A 22,292-nucleotide genomic window follows, 5' to 3' on the forward strand; every position below is an offset into this window, starting at 1 on the left:
GGCATCGGGAAACTTTGCTTAGCTTCGCATTGTCTGCCTGATCGATTTACTTTAGCCTTTGCCGGCTGTGTGACGTGCGGCAGAACTGAGGCGAAGGCCGGCAGTTATCAGCGCCTCCCCAGACTGTATTGAGCACGTTGAGCCTGTGATCGATGAGCCGTAGCCCTGTCTCGCAACCCGCGCGGATCGCGCCGCTGGCGGTCTTGCCGGTCTTCTATCGCCTGACCGGCAAACCCGTCCTGGTCATCGGCGCGAGCCAGGCCGCCCTGTGGAAGGCCGAGCTGCTGGCGTCGACCGGCGCCGAAGTTCGCGTCGCCGCGCCCGACGCGAACGACGCTCTGGCGCAATTATGCGCCCGCGAGGATGTGAGTGTCCGCCACCTCGCCCGCTCCTGGCACGAGGCCGATCTCGACGGCATTGCCCTGGTCGTCGCCGATGTCGAGGACGACGAGCAGGCCGCCCATCTCGCCGCCGCCGCGCGCCGGGCCGGTACGCCCGTGAATATCGTCGACCGACCGGCCTTCTGTGATTTTCAGTTTGGTGCAGTGGTCAACCGTTCGCCACTGGTGGTGGGCATCTCGACCGACGGGGCCGTCCCCGTCTTTGCGCAGGCGATCCGCAGCCGAATCGAGATGTTGCTGCCGACCGGTTTCCAGAAATGGGCGGAGGCTGCCCGCAACTGGCGTCCCCTGGTGCAGGCGCACAACCTTTCCCTGCAGGCGCGCCGGGCGATCTGGGAGCGTTTCGTCCATGCCGCCTTCCGCCATCCGGAGCGCGTGCCGGGCGAGGCCGAACGCGCCGACCTCCTCGCCACAATCGAGCAGCAGGAAAAAACCCCGGCACACGGCAGCGTCGCCTTGGTGGGCGCGGGTCCGGGGGATCCGGAGCTGCTGACCTTGAAGGCCGTGCGCGCCCTGCAATCGGCGGATGTCATCCTGCATGACGATCTCGTTTCCCAGGAAGTGCTCGATTTCGCCCGCCGCGAGGCCGAGCGCATTATCACCGGCAAACGCGGCCATCGCCCGTCCTGCAAGCAGGACGACATCAACGCTCTGATGGTTTCTCTGGCCAGGGACGGCAAGCGCGTGGTGCGGCTGAAAGGCGGCGATCCCCTGGTGTTTGGGCGGGCCGGCGAGGAAATCGCCGCCTGCCGTGCCGCCGGCATTGCCGTCGAGGTCATTCCCGGCATCACTGCCGCTTCCGGAGCCGCCGCGAGCCTGGAAGTCTCCCTTACCCACCGCGACCACGCGAGGCGCCTGCAATACATCACCGCCCATGCCAAGAACGGCAAGCTGCCGGATGATCTCGATTGGAAGGCGCTTGCCGATCCCGCCGCCACCACTGCCATCTATATGGGCAAGCTGGTCGTCGCCGAAGTCGCCACGCGCCTGCTCGAGGCCGGCATGGCAGCGGATACGCCGGCCATCATCGTGGAATACGCCACCCATGTGCGCGAGCGCCGTTTCCATACCGCGATCGGCGAAATGGCCGGCGTCTTTGCCGCCAACCAGCTCGACGGCCCCTGCATCATCCTGTTCGGCCAGGCCATGTCCGAGGCAAGGCGCGACCGCCCAAGCTGAACGGCACCCGTCTCCGCGGTACAGCTTCCGTTAAGGAAAGATTTGCCACCCTCCTTCCATGGTGGACCGCAGATTCGCGCCCGCCGGGTGTTTGAACGACAGGAGTTCTCCATGAAAAAACTGATTCTCGCGGCCGCTCTGGCCACGATGGGCTTTGCCGGCCTTTCGACCGGTGCCTCGGCCATGCCCGCCACTCCCGGCATCGGCGCGGATTCCAGCCTCGTCGAGACCATCGCCTATGGCTGCGGCCGTGGCTTCGTACCCAATCGCTGGGGCCGTTGCGTGCCCAACCAGCGCCCCGCCCCCGCCTACCGTCCCGGTCGCTTCGTCCCGGATACCCCTGCTTATCGCCGCGGCCCGGTGCCGGCCAATCGCAGCGGCTACGGACGGGCCTGCCCGCCCGGCACGCGTCTGGGTCCGCGCGGCGGCTATTGCCACCCTGCCTATTGAAATCGCACGAGACTTCACCCGTCTCACCAAGCCCGGCAAGGTCCATCCTTGCCGGTTTTTTTAGAGCCACCGGGGACGTCCGCTTCAAAACCCGCTTATGCCCTTATGCCAGCGAAGCCATTTGCGGATGATTTCGGTCAGATAGGCTGTCGAGCCAAGATCACCAATCCGACACGCAGCGACCGTACAGACCCGGATACGTGCCGGGCGGGCAGCTTCGGCGCGGAACGGCCCAATAGCGTGGGCCGTCGTAATAGCCCGGCCCATCGAAGTAGCCCGGACTGTCATAATGATAGGGACGCACATAATATCTCGGTGCTTCGGCATATCCATCGCCGTAACGCGGTCCCCGATAGCCGCGGCTGTTGGGCACACAGCGTCCATAGCTGCGATAATAATTGCGCGGGCATCCATCCGCCACGGTTTGCAGTAGTGGATCTTCTACGCTAGCCGCAGGCACCACCGGCATGGCGGAAGCAGGCGCAGCAGTAAGGCCTGCCGAAGCAAAGCCCATGGCTGCTGCATAAGCGGCAATAACCCATTGTCTCATCACACGCTCCTCGAGCGAATCCAGCGCGATATAAACGCAGCGCGGGAAGCGTTCGTTCCGCGCCAGCGGCGACCCCGTCTTCCAGTGTATGGCGGTGGCCTGAGCATTCATAGGCAGCTTCGAATTCTTCCTCATATTTCTGGTGTGGTGCGCGCCCACCTACCAGGCCTGTGCATTTCGCGTCTCTCATATGACGAGAAACTGAAATCGGGGCTTGCGCATCAGAGCGAAAAACCCTATTCAGCCCACGCTCAATGAGCGTCGGAGCGTAGCGCAGCCCGGTTAGCGCACTAGTCTGGGGGACTAGGGGTCGGAGGTTCGAATCCTCTCGCTCCGACCATTTTTCTGAACATTTCGAATATATCAGCCCTTCTTCGCGTGAAGCGAAGAGGCGTAGGCTTGGCACGGTCCGAGCCAATATCGGCAAACGCAGCCGATGCCGTCAGGTTCCCGATGTTAAAAGTCATTGCCAGGACTTCATCAAGCCCGACCACGTCGATACGGTGCTTCCGCTCTACAGGGAACTGGTCGCCAAGACGCGCCAGGAACAGCATTGCATCGCCTATGACCTTTTCATCAACCAGAAGGACCCCGGCCATTTCGTCTTCGTCGAGGCATGGCTCGATCGCGCAGCCCTCGACGCCCATTGCCGTACTGAGCATTTCAAGCGGCTGGTGCCCCAGATCGATGCCCATCAGCGCCAGCCGGGCACCTATATTCTGATGGATTCCTTCGAGGTTTGAGTATGGTGCGGTTTATCCGTGTCTGTTTTCGATCATGGATTTGATATAGAACAAAAAGAGAACAAAATGCTGGACAAGCACATGTGTGCGGCATAGGGTCCTGCCCTCAACCGAAGGTAATCGACATGCTCGACGGTTATTTCGATGGCACGCACATGCCCGCTGCCCGGCCGGAAGAAGTCGCGGAAATCGCCCGATTGGTCGATAAGGCAGGCGGCAGCGGCGCGGCCCTGCTGGCGCTCTACCGTTACGCCCTGCAGGCCCAGACTTCGCTGATCAATCGGGACAGGCTGATCGCAGAATTGAAGCGCCAATCCGATCGGCTCGAGGACGAAGACCTTCACGAAAGAGTGGATGGCGACGCCCAGGGTGTCCCGATCGACTGGATCGTCAGCCGCGAACTGAAGCGGACCGACGGCAATGCCATAACGGCATTGCGACGGGCGATTCGCCGCAATGTCAGGCTCGACGACGAACTCGACCGTCTGGCAAGCCTGCTGGAGGCGGCGGGCAATCCCCTCAGCCTGTCTGGCAAGCCATGACCGAGCCTCTGACAGGGCCGAAGTCTACCCTGCGTCGGGCTGACGAGGTTGTACCGCTCGAGGTCGAGGAGGCGATCGCTGCTTGCGGTGGCGATGCAGGCGCGACGGTTCGCGCCCTGCTTGTCATGATCGATCATCTGAGGGCCGAACTCGCCGCGCGGGAGGGTGAGATTGCGGCGCTGGCTGCCAGCGTGTCGCGCGGTTACGCGCGGGGCCTTGGTGAGCGCCCCCTCCCCGGCTGGCGTGCTCTCCCCCCCTTGGATGACAAAGCGCTTCGCAAGCCCGAGGATTGAGAGATCACCGCCAAAGCAAATCGCACTTTCAGAGCATGCCGATCGGAAAAAACGACAATGGCGACACGGAATTCTGCTTCGACCCCCGCATCGAGCTATGCTTTGGCACATACGCATGACACCAGCGGCAAGATCCCGCCAGTCAGCCATCTGCAAATCGCGCAGGCGTAATGCTGCCCCTATGTGGCTATGCCGCTGTAGCTATCAGAAAGACTGCGCAACACAGGGCCTCTACGCTCATCAGACGGCTCGTGCCGCGGTGACCGCATCACAGTGCGTGTGTGTTCAGCACCAAACGATGTCGCAGGCGATCTTCGGATCGAGGCTGTGTTTGCCGGGAGCAGCCACCTGTCTCGTCTGCTTCGCAGCCATAGCCGGCGAACGCCAATCAATCACCGTATCGATAATCAAAATAGCGATCACCAGGACAACCAGAAAACCCGTGATCATTTCACTCAGATCCATGACGAACCTCCATCAGCCGGTTCCCGATCCGGCCATGAGGGACCCAGCCCTTCATTTCAACGCATGAATTCTGCGCTTGTTCCTACTATCCTTCAAGTTTAAATCGTCATCGAGTACCAAAGCTTGACGCTATTTTGCAGCGCACACATGCTGCTGCATCGCAAACAAAAGAAAAGCCGGCTGCTGGCGCGCCGGCTTTTCCTGAAAATCTGACGGTATACCGAAAGACTCTGCGGTTCGTTTAGGCTGCCGCCTGGAGCTGATCAGCGGCCAACTTGCCCGAACGCCGATCCTGGACCAGTTCATAGCTGATCTTCTGGCCTTCGCGCAGCTCATAAAGGCCGGCCCGCTCAACCGCACTGATGTGGACGAACACGTCCTTGGAGCCATCATCGGGCTGAATGAAACCGAAGCCCTTCTGGGCGTTGAACCACTTTACGGTACCTGTGCTCATCGTGAGCTATTCCTTCAACGTAGTGAGAGCCAAAGCCCGCAGCGAAGCGGACCCAGCGAGTGTCGAATTTTGGTGAGAGCTTGTCTGCACGCATCCAGCGAGTGCCGTGACGCGAGGCCAAGTCGTTCGGCCGAAAATCGATGGCGACAGGCTGCCTCATTGAAATCGAGCGGTCAAGACAAAGCTGCGACAAAATGCGCATTTTTGCATCTGTGTCGCCTTTCTGAAACGCCAATAACAATATAGCGCCAATCCAGCCGAAATCTTCCAAGCAGAACATCAAGGCTGCAATTCCGCAGCACATGTCTGATCCTGCTCTTGCGAATTCACTACGCTTCAATTCACTTTCCTGTCACACAATCCTCTGACTTTTCGCTGGAACAGCATTCACGCAGATCAAAAATCGCACCCGGGAGCAGTGGACACCTTGCCTTTCCTCCGCACCGGCACGCCGGAATGGCCTTAACCATGACGCAGGGCGGTTGGCACCCTGCCCCCGCTTGCGGCTATAAGGACGGAACCGGCAAGGCAGGCGAAGGACCGAAAAGGACGATGGACGGTGCGAAGCCAGAGATCGCGATATTGGTGCCCTGCTACAATGAGGCAGTGGCAATCCAGGCCGTCATACAAGGCTTCCACGCGCAGCTGCCCTCGGCCGTCATCTATGTCTATGACAACAATTCCTCCGACGACACCGCGCTCCTGGCGAAAGAAGCCGGTGCCGTCGTGCGCCATGAGGCTCGTCAGGGCAAGGGACATGTGATCCGCCGCATGTTCGCGGATATCGAGGCGGACATCTACATCATCGTCGACGGCGACAATACCTATGATCCCGCCAGTGCTCCGGCCCTCGTCGAGGCCTTGCGCGCCGGTCCCCTCGATCTCGTCAACGGCGTACGGGTGGCTGATGGCGAGATGGCCTACCGCCCCGGACATCGCTTCGGCAACCGGATGCTTACCGGCCTTGTCACCCGCTTCTTCGGCTCGTCTTCGCGTGACATGCTGTCGGGGTACAAGGCGATGTCCCGGCGCTTCGTCAAGACGTTTCCGGCCCTTTCGACCGGCTTCGAGATCGAGACCGAATTGCTCGTGCACGCCCTCGAAATGTCGCTTCCGCTCGGCGAGATCGAAACCTTCTATCGGGAGCGTCCGGTGGGCTCGCAGAGCAAGCTGCGTACCGTGCAGGACGGTATGCGCATTCTTAAACTCATTGCCAAACTGGTGAAGGAAGAACGGCCGCTGCTGTTCTTCAGCTGGGTCGCGGGCCTGCTTGCTCTATTGTCGCTCGCCATCGCCACACCGGTGGTCCTGGAATATCTTGAATTCGGCTCGGTGCCGCGCTTGCCGACGGCTGTGCTCGCCACCGGTCTGATGCTGTCGGCCATCATCGCTTTCTTTTCCGGCATGATCCTCGACACGGTCACGCGCGGACGCAGGGAACTCAAGCGCCTGCATTATTTACGCTATGCCCCCGTCCGCTAGCCCCTCTTCCGAGAGGTCCTTGCGCTGGCGGCTATGCTGCTTTGCCTTGGCCGGCTTCGTCGGTTTCGCCTTCGATGCCGGCATTCTGACCGCCCTGGTCAATCTCGGCTTCGATGCCCGTCTGGCGCGCCTGGTCTCCTTTGCCTGCGCCATGGTGGTGACCTGGCTGATCAACCGCTCGCTTGCCTTCGGCGACCGGGCCGGCTCCGACATCGTGTCCGAGTTCCTGCGCTATTTATCCGCCAGCGTGCTGGCGGCCCTGGTCAATCTCGGCGCTTTCATGGCGCTGGTCACCCTCGGCGGGCCCTTTGCACGATGGCCGGTGCTCGCCGTGGCGGTTGCTATCGCGCTGTCGATGAGCCTCAATTTCTGGAGCTATCTCAAGGTCGTCTTCGCGCCGAAGCCGAGGACTCCAGATAGGCCGGCATAAGAGTTTCTCTCGCGATCTGATCGAATCATCCCCGATCGCAAAAAAAGCGCCTCACACGGAGACGCTTCTTCGCTCTGGCGCTGAGCCTATCGGCCGAAGCCCGGGATGCCTGCGGTCATGCCGCGCGCGAGCTGCGTGACGAAGTTGAGATCGCCACCGGCCGTCGGCGTCGTACGGGTGATCGAATCGAACACCACGCCGTCCTTCAGACCGTAATTGGCGACGCGCGACACCCGGCCATTGGCGAAGTAGACGGCCAGCACATTGCGGTCGACCAGGTGCGGCGACAGGAAGGCCACCGGCCGCGAGGTGGTCTGAGACACATAGTACCAGGCCTGGCCGTCGAGGGTGGACTGGGTGGAGGGCGTGCCGAGCGCTTCCAGCACCTGGGCCTGGGTCGTGCCGGGCTTGATCGCCGACAAGGTGCTCTCGGTCACCACGATACCGTGCACATTGGTCTCGCCGATCGAGCCGCAGCTTTGCAGCAGCCCAGCCAGCGAGATGACGACAGCGGCCGCCAGCACGGGAGACCGGAAACGGGGGGGCAACACAACTATACTCACTTTGGCCTCCATCGGGCACACAGGCTCGTTCGCCACATCGTCGCGTGGGCTCTGGCGTAACCCGCTCGCGCACGAAATTCAACCTTGGCGCTCAGGGAGCATCCACTTATATGGAGCGTCCGCTATAGAGTGCGGTCTTCGACCGGATCGTCGCCGGGCCGCGGGCATGGTCCCGCCCCCGGAACCCCTGTCGAATATCCCTGCTGGTGAAGGAGCTCATGTTCGGCCTGTTTCGCAATAGAGCGCGCGAGGCGCAGATTGCCCGCCTCTACGACCAGATCCTGGCGCAGAGCCGCGATCCCGCACTGTTCCTCGAAGGACGCGTCCCCGACACGGTGGAAGGGCGCATGGACATGATGCTGCTGCATCTGTTCCTGCTCATGCACCGGCTCAATGACGAGCAAGGTGATATCCGTGAGATCGCCCAGGGCGTATGCGACCGCTTTTTCGCCGAGCTCGACCGCGCCATGCGGGAAATGGGCGTGGGCGATCTCACCGTGCCCAAGAAGATGCGCAAGATCGCCGACATCTATACGGGATGCTCGTCTTCCTATGGCAATGCCTTGCACAAGCCCGATGACGAAGAACTCACCCAGGTCCTTCTGCGCAACGTCTATGCACGCGACGAGGCGAGACTGCCTCAGGCGCGGGCTCTCGCCGGCTATGTCCGGCGCGCCTCCAATGCCCTTGCCGATGCATCGCTGGCGAATCTTGCCAGCAATTCCCTGCCCTTCCCCACCCCAGCCCTAGGTGAGAGCGCATGACCAATGAAACGCCCCACTTCTCGCGTCCGGTCCACCTGCGCGAGGTTCCGCCCACCGGCCGCCACTTCGTCATCGAGACGAACGAGGACGAGCGCCGGGCCATCGCGCGGCAGCTCGGTGTTCCTGATGTCGCCGCCCTCACGGCCAAGCTTCATGTCACACCCTTCCGCAAGGATGGGCTGGCGGTCGATGGCACCATTCGTGCCCGCCTGACACAGATCTGTGTCGTCACGGCCGAGCCGTTCGAGAGTGAGGTCGAGGCTCCCGTCGATGTCCGCTTCTCACCGGATGGGCAGGATCCCAATGCCGAATTCGATCTGGCCGAATTGCACAACCCGGATGCCGAGGATCCGCCGGACCTGCTGTCCGGCGACACCATCGATCTGGGTGCCATCGTCTGCGAGTTCCTTGCCTTGGCGCTCGATCCCTATCCGCGCAAGCCGGGTGCGGCCTTCGAGGGCGACGAAGACGAAGCGGGCCTCTCTCCCTTCGCCGCGCTCAACAAGTTGAAGGACAAGGATTCTTAAGAGCAAAGGACGTTTTTGTTAAAATGCGCTTTGCTCCGGCTCCTTGTTTCGATGCGTCTTTGCGAAACCTGCCGTGCCCGGCAACGGGCAAAAGCCGTAGCAAACGCCTTTGATCGAACACGATTGTGTGAGATCGCACGTCCTGGAGCCGCGATTCATTGATCCGTTACGGGCCTGGACCTATCCACACCGTATGAATTTCTGCCTTTTGGAGAAGTAAATGTCGTTGAAGCGTCTGATGGCCGGGGTTGCACTCGGCGTTGGCTTGCTGGCATCCGGCCAGCCCGTCTTCGCTGCCGAACCGCTGGACAAGCCGGCGGTCGAGGCGATCGTCAAGAATTACCTGATGGAGCATCCCGAGGTCATCGTCGACGCCATCAACGCCATGCAGGCCAAACAGGAAGCGGCGGCGTCCGAGCGCCAGAAGAAGCTGCTCTCCGACAGCATGGATACCATCCTCAACGGGTCGCAGAACGCCGTACTGGGCAACCCTCAGGGCGATGTCACGCTGGTCGAATTCTTCGACTACAATTGCGGCTACTGCAAGCGCGGCCTCGCCGACATGGTCAAGCTGCTCGATACCGACAAGAAGCTCAAGGTGGTGCTGCGCGATTACCCGATCCTGAGCGAAGGCTCCAAGGAAGCCGCCGTGGTTGCCCTCGCCGTCAAGAAGCAGTTGCAGGGTGACAAGTTCATGCAGTTTCATCAGACCCTGCTGACCACCCGCGGCGCCGTCGGCAAGGATCGGGCGCTGCAGGTGGCGGAGGACTCCGGTGTCGACATGACCAAGCTGCAGGCCGACATGAAGGATCCGGCCTTGCTGCAGGGGCTCGCCAGCACCATGCGCCTCGGCGAAGCACTGGGCATCAACGGCACGCCCTCCTATGTGCTCGGCAGCGAGATCACGCCCGGCGCAGTCGGCTACGACGCCTTGAAATCCAAGATCGATTCGCTGCGCAAATGCGGCCAGACCGCCTGCGGCTGAGCCGGACAGAACCTTCTGCGTGCAAAGCAGGCGGTTTTTCACCGCCGGCTTTGCCTTCCTGGATCGAGCGCCCTATAAGGAGCGTTCGCAGCAAAAGGCCCGTTGCAGCACGCTTCGGGCTTTCAATTTATGGTCCGATTGGCAAGCATGGCGCTCGTCTACATTCTGAATGGCCCCAATCTCAATATGCTGGGTGTGCGTGAAACGTCCGTCTACGGCACGCTCGACCTCGGCGGTATCGAGACGTTGGCCCGGGCGCGCGCGGAACAATTGGGCCTGACCGTCGAATTCCGGCAGACCAACCACGAGGGCGTGCTGCTCGACTGGGTGCACGAGGCTTATCACAAGGGAGCAGTCGGATTGATCATCAATCCCGGCGCGCTCACCCACACCTCGATCGCTCTGCACGATGCGATCAAGGCTGTTAGCCTGCCGGTAATCGAACTGCATCTATCCAACGTGTTCGCGCGCGAAAGCTTCCGGCACCACTCCTGGGTCTCGCCGGCCGCCAAGGGCGTGATCTGCGGATTTGGCCCCAAGGGCTATGAACTTGCCCTCGAAGCACTGGCTTCGAGCGTATCGGCTCAATGAATGACGGGGCCTCGGCCCCGCGGAAACGCAAGGCATGACGATGTCGCGAACCAAATCGGGGATTGATCCCGAGATTATCCGGGAACTCGCCAATCTCCTCACGGAGACGGATCTTACCGAAATCGAGGTGCAGCAGGCTGACCTGCGTATCCGGGTGGCGCGGCAGATCAACGTCACGGCCACCGTGCCGGTGGGCGCGCCAGCGGTGAGCGTTGCCGCACCGGCCGCCGTCGTCGCCGCAGTGCCGGCCGCCGCCGACCCGGCCAATCATCCCGGCGTGCTGAAATCGCCGATGGTGGGTACCGCCTTTCTCGGCGCCGCACCGGGCGCCAAGGCCTTCGTGGAGATCGGCAGCAAGGTCAACCAGGGCGATCGCGTACTGATCGTGGAAGCCATGAAGACCTTCAACGACATCATCGCGCCGCGTTCTGGAACGGTGACCACCTTGTTCATCGAAGACAAGCAGCCGGTCGAATACGGCCAGCCGCTGATGATCATCGAGTGACGGGAATGTTTGACAAGATCCTGATCGCGAACCGCGGCGAGATCGCCCTGCGCGTGCTGCGCGCCTGCAAGGAACTCGGCATCAAGACGGTGGCCGTCCATTCCACCGCCGACGCCGATGCCATGCATGTCAAGCTGGCGGACGAAAGCGTCTGCATTGGACCCCCGCCGGCACGCGAGAGCTATCTCAACATCCCCGCTCTGATTGCCGCCTGTGAGATTACCGGCGCTGAAGCAGTGCATCCGGGCTACGGCTTCCTGTCGGAAAACGCCCGCTTCGCCGATATACTCGATCAGCACAACATCGCCTTCATCGGCCCCAAGGCCGAGCATATCCGCATGATGGGCGACAAGATCGAGGCCAAGCGCACCGCCAAACGCCTCGGCATCCCCTGCGTTCCCGGCTCGGATGGTGGCGTCACCAATGACGTCGACGCGGCCCGCATCGCCGCCGAGATCGGCTATCCCGTGCTGGTCAAGGCAGCCGCCGGTGGCGGTGGCCGCGGCATGAAGGTCGCGTTGACGGCCGAGGATTTGTCCGACGCTCTCGCCACCGCCCGCGCCGAAGCTCTGGCAGCGTTTGGCGACGACGCGGTCTATCTCGAGAAATACCTGCAAAAGCCCCGCCACATCGAATTGCAGGTGCTCGGCGATGGCCAGGGCCATGCCATTCATCTGGGCGAGCGCGACTGTTCGCTGCAGCGCCGACACCAAAAGGTATGGGAGGAAGGCCCCTCCCCAGCTCTCAATGCCGCCCAGCGCAGCAAGATCGGCGATATCGTCGCCAAGGCGATGATCGAACTCGGCTATGTCGGCGCCGGCACCATCGAGTTCCTCTATGAGAATGGCGAGTTCTATTTCATCGAAATGAACACGCGCATCCAGGTGGAACATCCGGTGACCGAGATGATTACCGGCATCGATCTCGTCAACGAGCAGATCAAGATCGCCGCCGGTTCGCCGCTGTCGATCAAGCAGTCGGACGTGCAGATCGAAGGCCATGCCATCGAGTGCCGCATCAATGCCGAGAATGCCGCGACCTTCCGGCCTTCCCCTGGCACGATCAGCTATTTCCATCCGCCGGGCGGGCTCGGCGTACGCGTCGATTCGGCGGTCTATCAAGGCTACAAGATCCCGCCCTATTATGATTCGCTGATCGGCAAGCTCATCGTGCACGGCCGCACGCGCACCGAGTGCCTGATGCGTCTGCGCCGGGCTATCGACGAATTCGTGGTCGATGGCGTGGAGACCACCCTGCCCCTGTTCCGCACCCTGGTGCGCAACGCGGACATCCAGAACGGCCTCTACGACATTCACTGGCTCGAGAAGTTCCTCGAGGCCGGCGGCATGAGCGACAGCGTCTAGGCTTTTCCGCCATGTCGGGCGCTGAGATCAATCTGGAGATCACGCCGCAGGTCCTGCTCAAGGCCTATGCCTGCGGCATCTTCCCGATGGCCGAGAGCGTCGATGATCCAGGCCTCTATTGGGTCGAGCCGGAGTTTCGCGGCGTCGTTCCGCTCGATGGCCTGATCATCTCCCATCGCCTCGCCCGCACCATCCGTTCCGACCGTTTCGAGATCGTGGTGGATCGCGATTTCGAGGCGGTGATCGATGGCTGCGCGCAATCCGCGCCGGGGCGTCGCACCACTTGGATCAACGCCTCGATCCGTCGGCTCTATGGCGAATTGTTCCGGCTGGGGCATTGCCACACGGTCGAGGCCTATCGCGGCGGCCAGCTGGTTGGTGGCCTCTACGGTGTCGACCTTGGGGGCGCCTTTTTCGGCGAAAGCATGTTCCATCGCGAGAGCGACGCCTCGAAAGTCGCCTTGGCTCATCTGGTGGCAAGATTGCGCCATGGCGGCTACCAGCTGCTCGACACCCAGTTCGTCACCGACCACCTGACCAGCCTCGGCGCCATCGAACTGCCGCGCTCCCTCTATCATCAACTGTTGGATGACGCTCTCGCCGAGGACGGTGATTTTCTCGCCTGGCCAAAGGAAGAGGCCAGGAGCGGCGCTGAAATTCTGGCCGTACTGGCCGATTGAGCCTGCCGGTCAAAAGGGGCTTGTCGGGAGCTGCCAATTATAGGCGACCGCGATCATGCGCAGGCTGACGCAGAGGATAGCCGCCGCCACAGCGACATAGCGCCGGCGCCAATTTCGCCCGCGGCTGAGTGTTATCACGATAGCGCCGGCCATGCCGGCTGTCGCATAGATGTCGGTCTGCAGAATATGCGGCACCCTGTTCAGCAGCACGTCGCGCATCACACCGCCCCCGACGCCGCTGACCGTGCCGAGGAAAATCGCCACCAGAGGATGAATCTTGAAATCCAGCGCCTTGAAGGTACCGGCCACCACAAACAGAGCCAGGCCACAGGCATCGAACGCGATCAACACGTGGATCGGGATGGCTTTGACCCAAGCGTGGAACACCCAGGTGACGAAAGCGGCACTGAGCACGGCCACCGTATAGCGCCAGTCGGCCACCGCAGCCACCGGGCGGGCTCCGATCAAGACGTCGCGCATCACTCCACCGCCGAGCGCCGTCAGGAAGGCCAGCACCAGCACCCCGACCGGATCGAACCCGGCCACCACGCCGGCCAACGCCCCTTCGAGCGCGAATACGAAGGTGCCGCCGAGATCGGCGAGGAGAACCAGTTGATCGACCTTGCGGGACATCGACGCGCTTCCAGCGATGCCAGGATTTCCGGTGATGTCAGGATTTCCAGGGATATCAGGACATGGCATCGCCCTATCCACGATCCCCGTACGGCAGACAATCACGCCGATCAACAAAGCTGTGCATGGACCGTGAAAAGCCGCCCGCTCAATCCTGCGGCGCGTTGGGATCCACCGGCTGGTCGAAGAAATCGGTATTGCCGTCGCCGGCCTCAGGCGGCGGAGCGGCGTCCGGTACCACCGTCTCGGGCGATGCGGCCTGCCCCTTCTTGCCCTTCGCGGGCTTGCTGCCCGGCTGAGCCGTCACCACGGGCGGCGGCGGTGGATCGCTGGTCTTGCCGCCCTTGCAGTCCTTGAGCCAGACGTCATAGACGGGATGCTCGACGCCATTGAGGCCCGGGCTGGCAGCGAACATCCAGCCATTGAACAGGCGATCGACCTTCTTGCTGAGCGTGAGCTCGTCGATCTCAACGAAGCTGGTGGTTTGCGGATCCTCGCTGGCCGAACGGCTGTAGCATACGCGTGGGGTCACGCTGAGCGCCCCGAACTTCACCGTCTGTCCAACTGGCGCCTCGAAGGTACTGATTTCACCGGAAATCTTGTCGAGGCCGGTGAAGACCGCGGTGGGGTTGGTGATGCGTTCAGCCCGGGCTTCGCCGGTGCCCAAAATCACGCCGAGGCAAGCCGCACTTGCAACAGCAAGGCGCCGGGACCGGTCGGTCAGAGAAAGGAAGGCAGGCGGACGCAAAGGCAAAGGGGATCCGTGTCTGGACGAGTCGAAAAGCGATAGCGCCCCTTCGGGGCGAAAAGACGGCCACGGGCACCGCCGCAGCCGGCTATACCGATGCGTCAGTCCCCCGGCGACCAGGCCTGGTAATCGCCGGTCGCCGCCTGGCGATGGCCGTGAGAGAGCATCGAGCCCTTGGGGTGATAGGCGTTCACCGTACCGGTCTGGTTGGGGCGATGTGGCTTTTGCCAATCGCGCGGCTTGTATTCGGTCTCGCTCGGAGGGGTATCGATCTGATGGTGCATCCAGCCCCACCAGCCCGGCGGAATCGCCGTGGCCTCGGCATAGCCATTATACTGCACCCAGCGGCGCTGCACGCCAATGGTCGGATCCACGGCACCGCCCTTGGTGCGGTAGTAGACGTTGCCGAACTCGTCCTCGCCCACGCGCTCGCCCTTACGCGAGGTCCAGAAGCGGGTTCCGATCGTGGAGCCGTTCCACCACGTGAAGATCTGCAGGAGCGTTTTCATCGAGGGCTGCCGTTTCGTATTCCGTTGCAAGTCTTATGGCCAAGCATGAAGGGGATGTCCACCATTCCGCTCCACCTTACGGGCGATTTCTAGAGCAAGACGCGTGGCAGCAGAACCTTGTTCTGCTCGAATCTACCATCCTAACTCCGCATCCGTCTGACCCGAAGGCCACCGGCGAAGTATCAGAGCCGCGCGATCGCCTGCGCAATCAGCTCGAAATAGCCGTCGGCATCGATGCCGCCGAGGACAAAGGCGTTTTTCGGACGGTCGGTCACGCCCCACCAGTCGATCACCGTCATGCCCTGGGTAAGGTCGGATTCCGTCTCGATCTCGACATTGCAGGAACGGCCGGTGAAGAGCTCAGGCTTGATCAGCCAGGCGATCACGCAGGGATCGTGCAGAGGCCCGCCCTCCGAACCGTATTTCTGCACGTCGAAGCGCTCGAAGAAATCGAGCCAACCCACCGCCGCATCCGAAACTTTGGACCCGATCGCCCGGATCCTGTCGACGCGCGGGCGGGTGGTGAGCGCCTTGTGGGTCACGTCGAGCGGGGCCATGGTGATCGGAACACCGGCGGCGAAAACCGCTTTGGCCGCATGGGGATCAACGAAGATGTTGAACTCGGCCGCCGGCGTCATGTTGCCGCCCTCGAAGCAGCCCCCGCCCATCAGCACGATCTCCTTGATGCGCGGGGCGATGCGCGGCTCGCGCATCAACGCCAGGGCGATGTTGGTGAGGGGGCCAAGCGGGCAAAGCGTGATGGTGCCGGAGGGGCGCGTCATCAGGGTCTCGACGATGAAATCGACGCCATGGCGCGGGCTGAGCGGCATGGCCGGCTCCGGCAGATCCGCGCCGTCGAGGCCGGTCTTGCCATGCACATGCTCGGCGGTGACGAGCGGTCGCAGCAGCGGCCGGTCCGCGCCGGCGCACACGGTGATGTCGGACCGCCCCGCCAGCTCGCAGACCACGCGCGCATTTCGGCTCGTCAAGGCCAACGGCACATTGCCGGCCACGGTGGTGATGCCCAGCACCTCGATCTCGGGACTTCCCAGCGCCAGCAACAGCGCCAGGGCATCGTCCTGGCCGGGATCGGTGTCGATGATGATGGAACGGGGCATGACAGACTCGGGAGCATTGAAGAAGGCCGGACCATGGACCGGCGCGGATCGGCGCGCAAGGCGCCGAAGACTCCTCTTCCTCGGCTGCTTCAGGCCGGTGGCGCGCGGTCGGCGGCGTCGAGTTTCTCCTCCAGCCTTTTGACCAGTTGCATCAACTCCACGACTTGAGTCTCACGCAGGAAGTCTATCTTCTCATGCAACAGCTCGATCTCCAGTTCCGCCTTGGTGTTGACGTCATAGTCATGGGTGGCGGCAGCACGGTCGATGGTGGCCTGCCGGTTCTGGCTCATCATGATGAAGGGGGCGGCATAAGCCGCCTGGAACGACAGCGCCAGATTGAGCAGGATGAAGGGATAGGGATCCCAATGCTGGACGAAGGCGATGACGTTGAGCACCACCCAGGCCGCCAGCACGGCCGATTGCACGATGATGAAAGGCCAGCTTCCCATGGTGGCGGCGACCGCATCGGCAACGCGGGCGCCGAAGGACATCGCCGCCTGATCTCCTCCTCGTCGGACGCGTCGCGACTGGCGCAACCGGTGCAGGAGTGCCAGCTCCTCGTCATGAAGCTGATGGGCTTTGGCGATGAGGCTCATCTTCCGTTCTTTCCGACTCTGCTTGCGGTGCGGGAATGCTACAAGGTTCCCTGGCTGAACGGCGGAAATTGTCGGGCGCGCATACGGGCCGCGACGCCGGACTGTAGGCAGGAGAATGGGACATGGCGGGCGAACCCCACCGTATCGTGGTCGTCGGGGCAGGTTTCGGGGGCCTGGAAGCTATCCATCACCTCAAGAGGGCACCCGTCGAGATCACGCTGGTGGATCGGCGCAATCACCATATCTTCCAGCCCCTGCTCTATCAGGTTGCCACCGCCTCGCTGGCCACCTCCGAGATTGCCTGGCCGATTCGCCATCTCATGCGCGGCCGGCCGGAGGTGACCACGCTGCTCGGTGAAGTCGGCGGCATCGACGCGCCGGCGCGGCAAGTGTGCCTGAAGGACGACGCGATGCTTGCCTATGACACGCTGATTCTGGCGACGGGCGCGCGCCACGCCTATTTCGGTCATGACGAATGGGAGCCTCACGCCCCCGGCCTGAAAGCGATCGAGGACGCCACCACCATTCGCCGGCGCATTCTCATTGCCTTCGAAAAGGCGGAACGCGAGACCGATCCCAAGGTGCAGGACGCTTTGCTCACTTTCGTGATCGTTGGCGCTGGACCAACCGGCGTAGAGCTCGCCGGCACCATCGCCGAACTGGCGCGCGACACCCTGGCTCCGGATTTTCGCCGTATCGACACGCACAAGGCACGAGTGGTGCTCGTGGAGGCTGGGCCCCGCGTGCTCGCAGGCTACCCCGACGACCTCTCCGATTACACCAAGCAGTCGCTCGAAAGCCTTGGTGTCGAGGTGGTTCTCGGCGCCGCGGTCACCGCATGCACCGCCGAGGGCGTCGTCTATGGCGGCAAGCTCCTGCCAGCACGCACCATCGTCTGGGCCGCGGGCGTGCGCGCATCCCCGGCTGCCGAATGGCTCGCTGTCCCGGCGGACCGGAACGGTCGAATCATCGTCGAGCCGGACCTGACTGTGCCGGGTCATCCCGAGATCTTCGCCATTGGGGATACCGTCAGCCTCACCGGCCCGGACGGCAAGCCCGTACCCGGCATTGCGCCGGCCGCCAAGCAAGCCGGCGTTTATGTCGCCCAGGTGATTCGGGCCCGGCTGGCGGGCGATCCTGCCCCGCCTCCTTTCCGCTATAAGCATCAGGGCAGCCTGGCGCAGATTGGCAAGAAGCGCGCGGTGATCGATTTCGGCTGGATCAAGCTGCGCGGCTCGCTCGCCTGGTGGATCTGGGGCATCGCCCACATCTATTTCCTGATCAGCGTACGCTCTCGCCTCAGCGTCGCCCTGAGCTGGTTATGGATCCACACCCGCAATCAACGCGGCGCCCGCCTGATCACCCAGGGCGGGGACGGGGACGATTCGTCGCTCGAAAAGGGGTGAGGGAATCACCCCGGCCTCGATTCGTCCGCCAACGACCTCCCGCGCTTGCCCTTACGGCAGGACTTCGGCGATCTCTCCACAAAGGCTTGTGTGCCATTTTGGGTCATCCACCGGGATGGTAAATGAAACATGACCGGAACATGGCAATTCAAAGACAGGGTGAAGGCGGCGATTTCGCCAGAGATTCCGGAGCCTTGAGGCTGCCGGCTCAAGCTTGTCCCCGTTTTCCACAGCCTCTACCATATGTAGATAGTCACTCATTTTGCCGGCACTAAATCTTGACGCCACCCCCGTCGAGTCATACCTATTGAGTCATAGTCGGAAACGTCGGCGGCGGGGGTAACCTTGCGGGATTGCGGGGCACGAGCCCGGCATTCGAACGTTGGCAGGGCCATGCACTCACCGACAAGTAAACAGGATGTCAGGCAGATTTCGAACCGAGCCGTAACGCTGGCACGGCGCGAATTTTTGCGTCTAATTTTCGGGGCAGAACGCAATGCGGATTGATCGGCTTTACACCAAGAAGGGGCAGTCCCCCTACGCGTCCATCGCGTTCCGGACCGCGACGAGCGAGATCCGGAATCCGGATGGCTCGATCGTCTTCCGGCTGGAAGGCATCGCCGTTCCGGAGGCCTGGAGCCAGGTCGCCGCCGACATCCTGGCGCAGAAATATTTCCGCAAGGCGGGGGTGCCCGCCCGTACAAAGAAGGTGGAAGAGAACGCCGTTCCGTCCTGGCTCTGGCGCACCATTCCCGACAAGAAGGCTCTGGCCGCCCTCCCCGAGGCCGAGCGTTTTGTCGGTGAGACTGATTCGCGCCAGGTCTTCGATCGCCTGGCCGGCACCTGGACCTATTGGGGCTGGAAGGGCGGCTATTTCGACAGCGAAGACGATGCGCAAGCCTTCTTCGACGAGCACCGCTACATGCTCGCCATGCAGATGGTCGCGCCCAATTCGCCGCAATGGTTCAACACCGGCCTGCACTGGGCCTATGGCATCGATGGCCCCGGCCAGGGCCATTTCTATGTCGACTACAAGACCGGCAAGCTGACCTCCTCGTCCTCGGCTTACGAGCATCCCCAGCCGCATGCCTGCTTCATCCAGTCGGTTGCCGACGACCTCGTCAACGAGGGCGGCATCATGGATCTGTGGGTGCGCGAGGCGCGCCTGTTCAAATATGGCTCGGGCACCGGCTCCAACTTCTCGGCCCTGCGCAGCGAGGGCGAAAGGCTTTCGGGCGGCGGCCGTTCCTCCGGCCTGATGTCCTTCCTCAAGATCGGCGACCGCGCCGCCGGCGCCATCAAGTCGGGCGGTACCACCCGCAGAGCCGCCAAGATGGTGGTTGTCGATGCCGATCATCCCGATATCGAGACCTATATCGACTGGAAGGTGAAGGAAGAGCAGAAGGTTGCCGCCCTCGTCACCGGCTCCAAGATCGTGCAGCGCCACCTCAAGGCTGTGATGCGCGCCTGCGTGCAATGCGAAGGCCCGGGCGAGGATTGCTTCGATCCGGAGCGCAACCCGGCCCTCAAGCGCGAAATCAAGGCGGCCCGCCGCAACCTCGTCGCCGACAATCTGGTCAAGCGCGTCATCCAGTTCGCCAAGCAGGGCTACAAGGATATCTCCTTCGACACCTATGACACCGATTGGGACTCGGAGGCTTATCTCACCGTCGCCGGCCAGAATTCGAACAATTCCGTGCGTGTGGACGACGCCTTCCTCAACGCGGTCGAAAAGGACAGCGATTGGGAGCTGAAGGCCCGCATCACCGGCAAGACCATGAAGACACTGAAGGCCCGTGACCTCTGGGAGAAGATCGGCCACGCCGCCTGGGCTTCCGCCGATCCGGGCATCCAGTTCCACACCACCATCAATGACTGGCACACCTGCCCGGTCTCGGGGCCGATCCGCGCATCCAATCCGTGCTCGGAATACATGTTCCTCGACGACACGGCCTGCAACCTCGCCTCGCTGAACCTGCTGCAGTTCCGTGAGAAAGACGGCAGCTTCAACCTGGCCTCCTACGAGCATGCCGTCCGTCTGTGGACGATCGTGCTCGAAATCTCCGTGATGATGGCGCAGTTCCCCTCCAAGGCGATCGCGGAGCTGTCCTATCGCTACCGCACGCTGGGCCTGGGCTATGCCAATATCGGCGGCCTCTTGATGACCTCGGGCATCCCCTACGACTCCGATGCCGGCCGCGCGCTCGGCGGCGCCTTTTCGGCAATCATGACCGGCGTCGCCTATGCGACCTCGGCCGAGATGGCCAGGGAGCTCGGCCCCTTCCCGGGCTTCGAGCCGAACCGCGAATCCATGCTGCGCGTCATTCGCAACCATCGCCGTGCCGCCCATGGCGAGGCAACGGGCTATGAGGCGCTGGCCACCGCACCGGTCGCGCTCGATCTCGCTTCTCTCGCAGCCCTCGGCGACAACGGCAAGGCCATCGTCGAGCATGCGAAGGCCGCCTGGAACAACGCCCTGGCGCTGGGCGAGGCCCATGGCTACCGCAACGCCCAGGCGACCGTGATCGCGCCCACCGGCACGATCGGCCTGGTGATGGATTGCGACACCACTGGCATCGAGCCTGATTTCGCCCTGGTGAAGTTCAAGAAGCTCGCCGGCGGCGGCTACTTCAAGATCATCAACCGCGCCGTGCCCGAGGCCCTGCGGACGCTGGGTTATTCGGAAGCCGACATCGCCGAGATCGAGGCCCATGCCGTCGGCCATGCCTCGCTGCGCCAGGCGCCCGCGATCAACCACACCTCGCTGGCCTCCAAGGGCTTCACCGAGGAGAAGCTCGCTCTGCTCGAGAAGTCCCTAGCTTCGGCCTTCGACATCAAGTTCGTCTTCAACAAGTGGACACTCGGCGAGGACTTCATCACCGGTACGCTCGGCGTGCCGGCCGAAAAGCTCAACGAGCCTTCCTTCGACCTCCTCGCTCACCTTGGCTTCGCCAAGGCTGATATCGAGAAGGCCAACATCCATGTCTGCGGCGCCATGACCCTCGAAGGCGCGCCGCATCTGAAGGCCGAGCATCTGCCGGTATTCGATTGCGCCAATCCCTGCGGACGCTTGGGCAAGCGCTTCCTCTCGGTGGAAAGCCACATCCGCATGATGGCGGCGGCGCAGCCCTTCATCTCGGGCGCAATCTCCAAGACCATCAACATGCCCAACGACGCCACGGTGGAGGACTGCAAGGCTTCCTACATGCTGTCCTGGCGCCTGGCGCTGAAGGCAAACGCCCTCTATCGCGACGGCTCCAAGCTCTCCCAGCCGCTCAACTCGCAGCTTCTGGCCGACGAGGACGAAGCCGACGCGGTGGAAGAGCATCTCGAGCGCTCGGTGCCCGCCCGTGCGGCCCAAGTCGCCGAGAAGATCGTCGAGCGTATTATCGAGCGGGTGGAAGTGGCGCGCGAGCGCGAGAAGATGCCCGACCGCCGCAAGGGCTACACCCAGAAGGCGGTGGTGGGCGGCCACAAGATCTATCTGCGCACCGGCGAGTATGACGATGGCCGCCTCGGCGAGATCTTCATCGACATGCACAAGGAAGGCGCTTCCTTCCGAGCGATGATGAACAATTTCGCCATCGCGATCTCGCTCGGCCTGCAATATGGCGTGCCGCTGGAGGAATATGTCGAGGCCTTCACCTTCACGCGTTTCGAGCCCTCTGGCTTTGTGCAGGGCAACGACTCGATCAAGAACGCCACTTCCATCCTGGACTATGTGTTCCGCGAGCTCGCCATCTCCTATGTCGGCCGCTACGACCTCGCCCATGTCGTGCCTGATGAGGATGGCCATGCCACGCTTGGCCGTGGTGACGGAGAGAGCAAGGCGCCGGCCCAGCCAGTGACCGTGCCTGTTTCGCGCGGCCTGGTGCGCTCCAAGACCGAGCGCTTCGTGGTGATGCCCGGCGGTGCCACCGCGGCGTCGAACACGCTCGCCCCGGTATCAAACGATGCTCGCGGCGCCATCACGGCCCTGTCCAGTGCCGTGAATACCGGCCTCAGCCGCGGCGTGGTCGCCGGCCCGGGTGCGCACGGTCTTGGTGCGCACACCGTCGGCGCCACGGCGCTGAAGGAGGAGCCCGCCCTCGACGCTCTCGCCTGGGAAGCCCCGGCCGCTCCCGCGGTCAAGCCGGCCTCCGAGCGCCGCAAGGAAGCCAGGCTGCGCGGCTATGAAGGCGAAGCTTGCCCCGAATGCGCCAACTTCACGCTGGTGCGCAACGGCACGTGCCTGAAATGCGACACCTGCGGCGGCACCACCGGCTGCAGCTGAAGGTGGATGGAGAGTACTCCAAGGTGCGATGGATGCCATTG

General features: G+C 62.7%; 24 protein-coding genes, 1 tRNA gene and 1 pseudogene. 17 read left to right on the forward strand and 9 right to left on the reverse strand.

What is annotated here, in order from left to right:
* The first annotated feature begins 152 nt into the window (after positions 1-152).
* Both cysG and ACZYTC_RS11005 read left to right on the forward strand, forming a co-directional pair.
* Positions 153-1,580, forward strand: coding sequence for a siroheme synthase CysG (cysG, locus tag ACZYTC_RS11000; RefSeq protein ID WP_434956041.1), 1,428 nt, complete (start codon positions 153-155; stop codon positions 1,578-1,580).
* A 111-nt stretch (positions 1,581-1,691) separates the two neighbouring features.
* Positions 1,692-2,030, forward strand: a complete 339-nt coding sequence (locus ACZYTC_RS11005) for a GCG_CRPN prefix-to-repeats domain-containing protein (protein WP_454813653.1) — start codon at positions 1,692-1,694, stop codon at positions 2,028-2,030.
* A 160-nt stretch (positions 2,031-2,190) separates the two neighbouring features.
* Here ACZYTC_RS11005 and ACZYTC_RS11010 read toward each other — a convergent pair whose 3' ends face one another.
* Positions 2,191-2,580 (reverse strand): hypothetical protein, encoded by a 390-nt coding sequence (locus tag ACZYTC_RS11010; RefSeq protein WP_488989597.1) that lies wholly within the window; start codon positions 2,578-2,580, stop codon positions 2,191-2,193.
* A gap of 262 nt (positions 2,581-2,842) precedes the next feature.
* Here ACZYTC_RS11010 and ACZYTC_RS11015 point away from each other — a divergent pair.
* The 4 genes from ACZYTC_RS11015 (at position 2,843) to ACZYTC_RS11030 (ending at position 4,158) form a co-directional block, all read left to right on the forward strand.
* Positions 2,843-2,920, forward strand: a tRNA-Pro gene (locus ACZYTC_RS11015).
* 139 nt (positions 2,921-3,059) lie between these two features.
* Positions 3,060-3,323: a putative quinol monooxygenase gene (locus ACZYTC_RS11020; RefSeq protein WP_488989996.1), complete on the forward strand. Its 264-nt coding sequence runs from the start codon at positions 3,060-3,062 to the stop codon at positions 3,321-3,323.
* A gap of 125 nt (positions 3,324-3,448) precedes the next feature.
* Positions 3,449-3,865 (forward strand): hypothetical protein, encoded by a 417-nt coding sequence (locus tag ACZYTC_RS11025; protein ID WP_488989598.1) that lies wholly within the window; start codon positions 3,449-3,451, stop codon positions 3,863-3,865.
* The gene (locus ACZYTC_RS11030) at positions 3,862-4,158 is read left to right on the forward strand and encodes a hypothetical protein (RefSeq protein ID WP_488989599.1); all 297 of its coding nucleotides are present in this window, start codon (positions 3,862-3,864) and stop codon (positions 4,156-4,158) included. Before ACZYTC_RS11025 ends, ACZYTC_RS11030 begins: the two co-directional genes overlap by 4 nt.
* Before the next feature lie 285 nt (positions 4,159-4,443).
* On the opposite strand, the gene ACZYTC_RS11035 is transcribed toward ACZYTC_RS11030, so the two are convergent.
* Both ACZYTC_RS11035 and ACZYTC_RS11040 read right to left on the reverse strand, forming a co-directional pair.
* Positions 4,444-4,623 (reverse strand): hypothetical protein, encoded by a 180-nt coding sequence (locus tag ACZYTC_RS11035; RefSeq protein ID WP_488989600.1) that lies wholly within the window; start codon positions 4,621-4,623, stop codon positions 4,444-4,446.
* 241 nt (positions 4,624-4,864) lie between these two features.
* Positions 4,865-5,077: a cold-shock protein gene (locus ACZYTC_RS11040; RefSeq protein ID WP_434956034.1), complete on the reverse strand. Its 213-nt coding sequence runs from the start codon at positions 5,075-5,077 to the stop codon at positions 4,865-4,867.
* 552 nt (positions 5,078-5,629) lie between these two features.
* Here ACZYTC_RS11040 and ACZYTC_RS11045 point away from each other — a divergent pair.
* Both ACZYTC_RS11045 and ACZYTC_RS11050 read left to right on the forward strand, forming a co-directional pair.
* Positions 5,630-6,559, forward strand: coding sequence for a glycosyltransferase family 2 protein (locus ACZYTC_RS11045; protein WP_488989601.1), 930 nt, complete (start codon positions 5,630-5,632; stop codon positions 6,557-6,559).
* Positions 6,560-6,578: 19 nt separating this feature from the next.
* Positions 6,579-6,989 (forward strand): GtrA family protein, encoded by a 411-nt coding sequence (locus ACZYTC_RS11050; protein WP_488989602.1) that lies wholly within the window; start codon positions 6,579-6,581, stop codon positions 6,987-6,989.
* An 86-nt stretch (positions 6,990-7,075) separates the two neighbouring features.
* Here the strand turns inward: ACZYTC_RS11050 and ACZYTC_RS11055 are convergent, their stop codons facing one another.
* Complete coding sequence (locus tag ACZYTC_RS11055; protein WP_434956031.1) at positions 7,076-7,552, reverse strand: outer membrane protein assembly factor BamE; 477 nt, start codon at positions 7,550-7,552, stop codon at positions 7,076-7,078.
* Positions 7,553-7,770: 218 nt separating this feature from the next.
* Here ACZYTC_RS11055 and ACZYTC_RS11060 point away from each other — a divergent pair, with 218 nt between their 5' ends.
* The 7 genes from ACZYTC_RS11060 (at position 7,771) to aat (ending at position 12,968) form a co-directional block, all read left to right on the forward strand.
* Complete coding sequence (locus ACZYTC_RS11060) at positions 7,771-8,316, forward strand: ubiquinol-cytochrome C chaperone family protein (RefSeq protein ID WP_488989603.1); 546 nt, start codon at positions 7,771-7,773, stop codon at positions 8,314-8,316.
* Complete coding sequence (locus ACZYTC_RS11065) at positions 8,313-8,843, forward strand: YceD family protein (protein WP_488989604.1); 531 nt, start codon at positions 8,313-8,315, stop codon at positions 8,841-8,843. Before ACZYTC_RS11060 ends, ACZYTC_RS11065 begins: the two co-directional genes overlap by 4 nt.
* 220 nt (positions 8,844-9,063) lie before the next feature.
* A complete protein-coding gene (locus ACZYTC_RS11070) occupies positions 9,064-9,828 on the forward strand; it encodes a DsbA family protein (RefSeq protein ID WP_454813643.1) in 765 nt (254 codons plus the stop codon).
* A gap of 147 nt (positions 9,829-9,975) precedes the next feature.
* Positions 9,976-10,419 (forward strand): type II 3-dehydroquinate dehydratase, encoded by a 444-nt coding sequence (gene aroQ / locus ACZYTC_RS11075; RefSeq protein ID WP_434956027.1) that lies wholly within the window; start codon positions 9,976-9,978, stop codon positions 10,417-10,419.
* Positions 10,420-10,459: 40 nt separating this feature from the next.
* A complete protein-coding gene (gene accB / locus ACZYTC_RS11080) occupies positions 10,460-10,924 on the forward strand; it encodes an acetyl-CoA carboxylase biotin carboxyl carrier protein (protein WP_434959625.1) in 465 nt (154 codons plus the stop codon).
* Positions 10,925-10,929: 5 nt separating this feature from the next.
* A complete protein-coding gene (gene accC / locus ACZYTC_RS11085) occupies positions 10,930-12,288 on the forward strand; it encodes an acetyl-CoA carboxylase biotin carboxylase subunit (protein WP_434956026.1) in 1,359 nt (452 codons plus the stop codon).
* A gap of 11 nt (positions 12,289-12,299) precedes the next feature.
* A complete protein-coding gene (gene aat, locus ACZYTC_RS11090; RefSeq protein WP_434956025.1) occupies positions 12,300-12,968 on the forward strand; it encodes a leucyl/phenylalanyl-tRNA--protein transferase in 669 nt (222 codons plus the stop codon).
* A 9-nt stretch (positions 12,969-12,977) separates the two neighbouring features.
* On the opposite strand, the gene ACZYTC_RS11095 is transcribed toward aat, so the two are convergent.
* The 5 genes and pseudogenes from ACZYTC_RS11095 to ACZYTC_RS11115 all read right to left on the reverse strand — a co-directional run bounded on the left by ACZYTC_RS11095 (position 12,978) and on the right by ACZYTC_RS11115 (position 16,572).
* Entirely contained in the window at positions 12,978-13,601 is a 624-nt protein-coding gene (locus ACZYTC_RS11095) for a trimeric intracellular cation channel family protein (protein WP_434956024.1), read from the reverse strand.
* A gap of 313 nt (positions 13,602-13,914) precedes the next feature.
* Positions 13,915-14,355 (reverse strand): annotated as a pseudogene (locus ACZYTC_RS11100) (DUF2155 domain-containing protein); the annotation flags it as partial.
* A gap of 95 nt (positions 14,356-14,450) precedes the next feature.
* Positions 14,451-14,858, reverse strand: coding sequence for an NADH:ubiquinone oxidoreductase subunit NDUFA12 (locus ACZYTC_RS11105; RefSeq protein WP_434956023.1), 408 nt, complete (start codon positions 14,856-14,858; stop codon positions 14,451-14,453).
* A gap of 182 nt (positions 14,859-15,040) precedes the next feature.
* Positions 15,041-15,976: a nucleoside hydrolase gene (locus ACZYTC_RS11110; RefSeq protein WP_488989605.1), complete on the reverse strand. Its 936-nt coding sequence runs from the start codon at positions 15,974-15,976 to the stop codon at positions 15,041-15,043.
* An 89-nt stretch (positions 15,977-16,065) separates the two neighbouring features.
* Positions 16,066-16,572, reverse strand: a complete 507-nt coding sequence (locus ACZYTC_RS11115; RefSeq protein WP_434956021.1) for a DUF1003 domain-containing protein — start codon at positions 16,570-16,572, stop codon at positions 16,066-16,068.
* A gap of 122 nt (positions 16,573-16,694) precedes the next feature.
* On the opposite strand from ACZYTC_RS11115, the gene ACZYTC_RS11120 reads away from it, so the two are divergent.
* Positions 16,695-17,978 (forward strand): NAD(P)/FAD-dependent oxidoreductase, encoded by a 1,284-nt coding sequence (locus ACZYTC_RS11120; RefSeq protein WP_488989606.1) that lies wholly within the window; start codon positions 16,695-16,697, stop codon positions 17,976-17,978.
* Between the two features lie 496 nt (positions 17,979-18,474).
* Positions 18,475-22,251, forward strand: coding sequence for a vitamin B12-dependent ribonucleotide reductase (locus tag ACZYTC_RS11125; RefSeq protein ID WP_441772517.1), 3,777 nt, complete (start codon positions 18,475-18,477; stop codon positions 22,249-22,251).
* Positions 22,252-22,292: the final 41 nt, after the last annotated feature.

Source organism: Labrys sp. F242 (genome assembly GCF_057813875.1).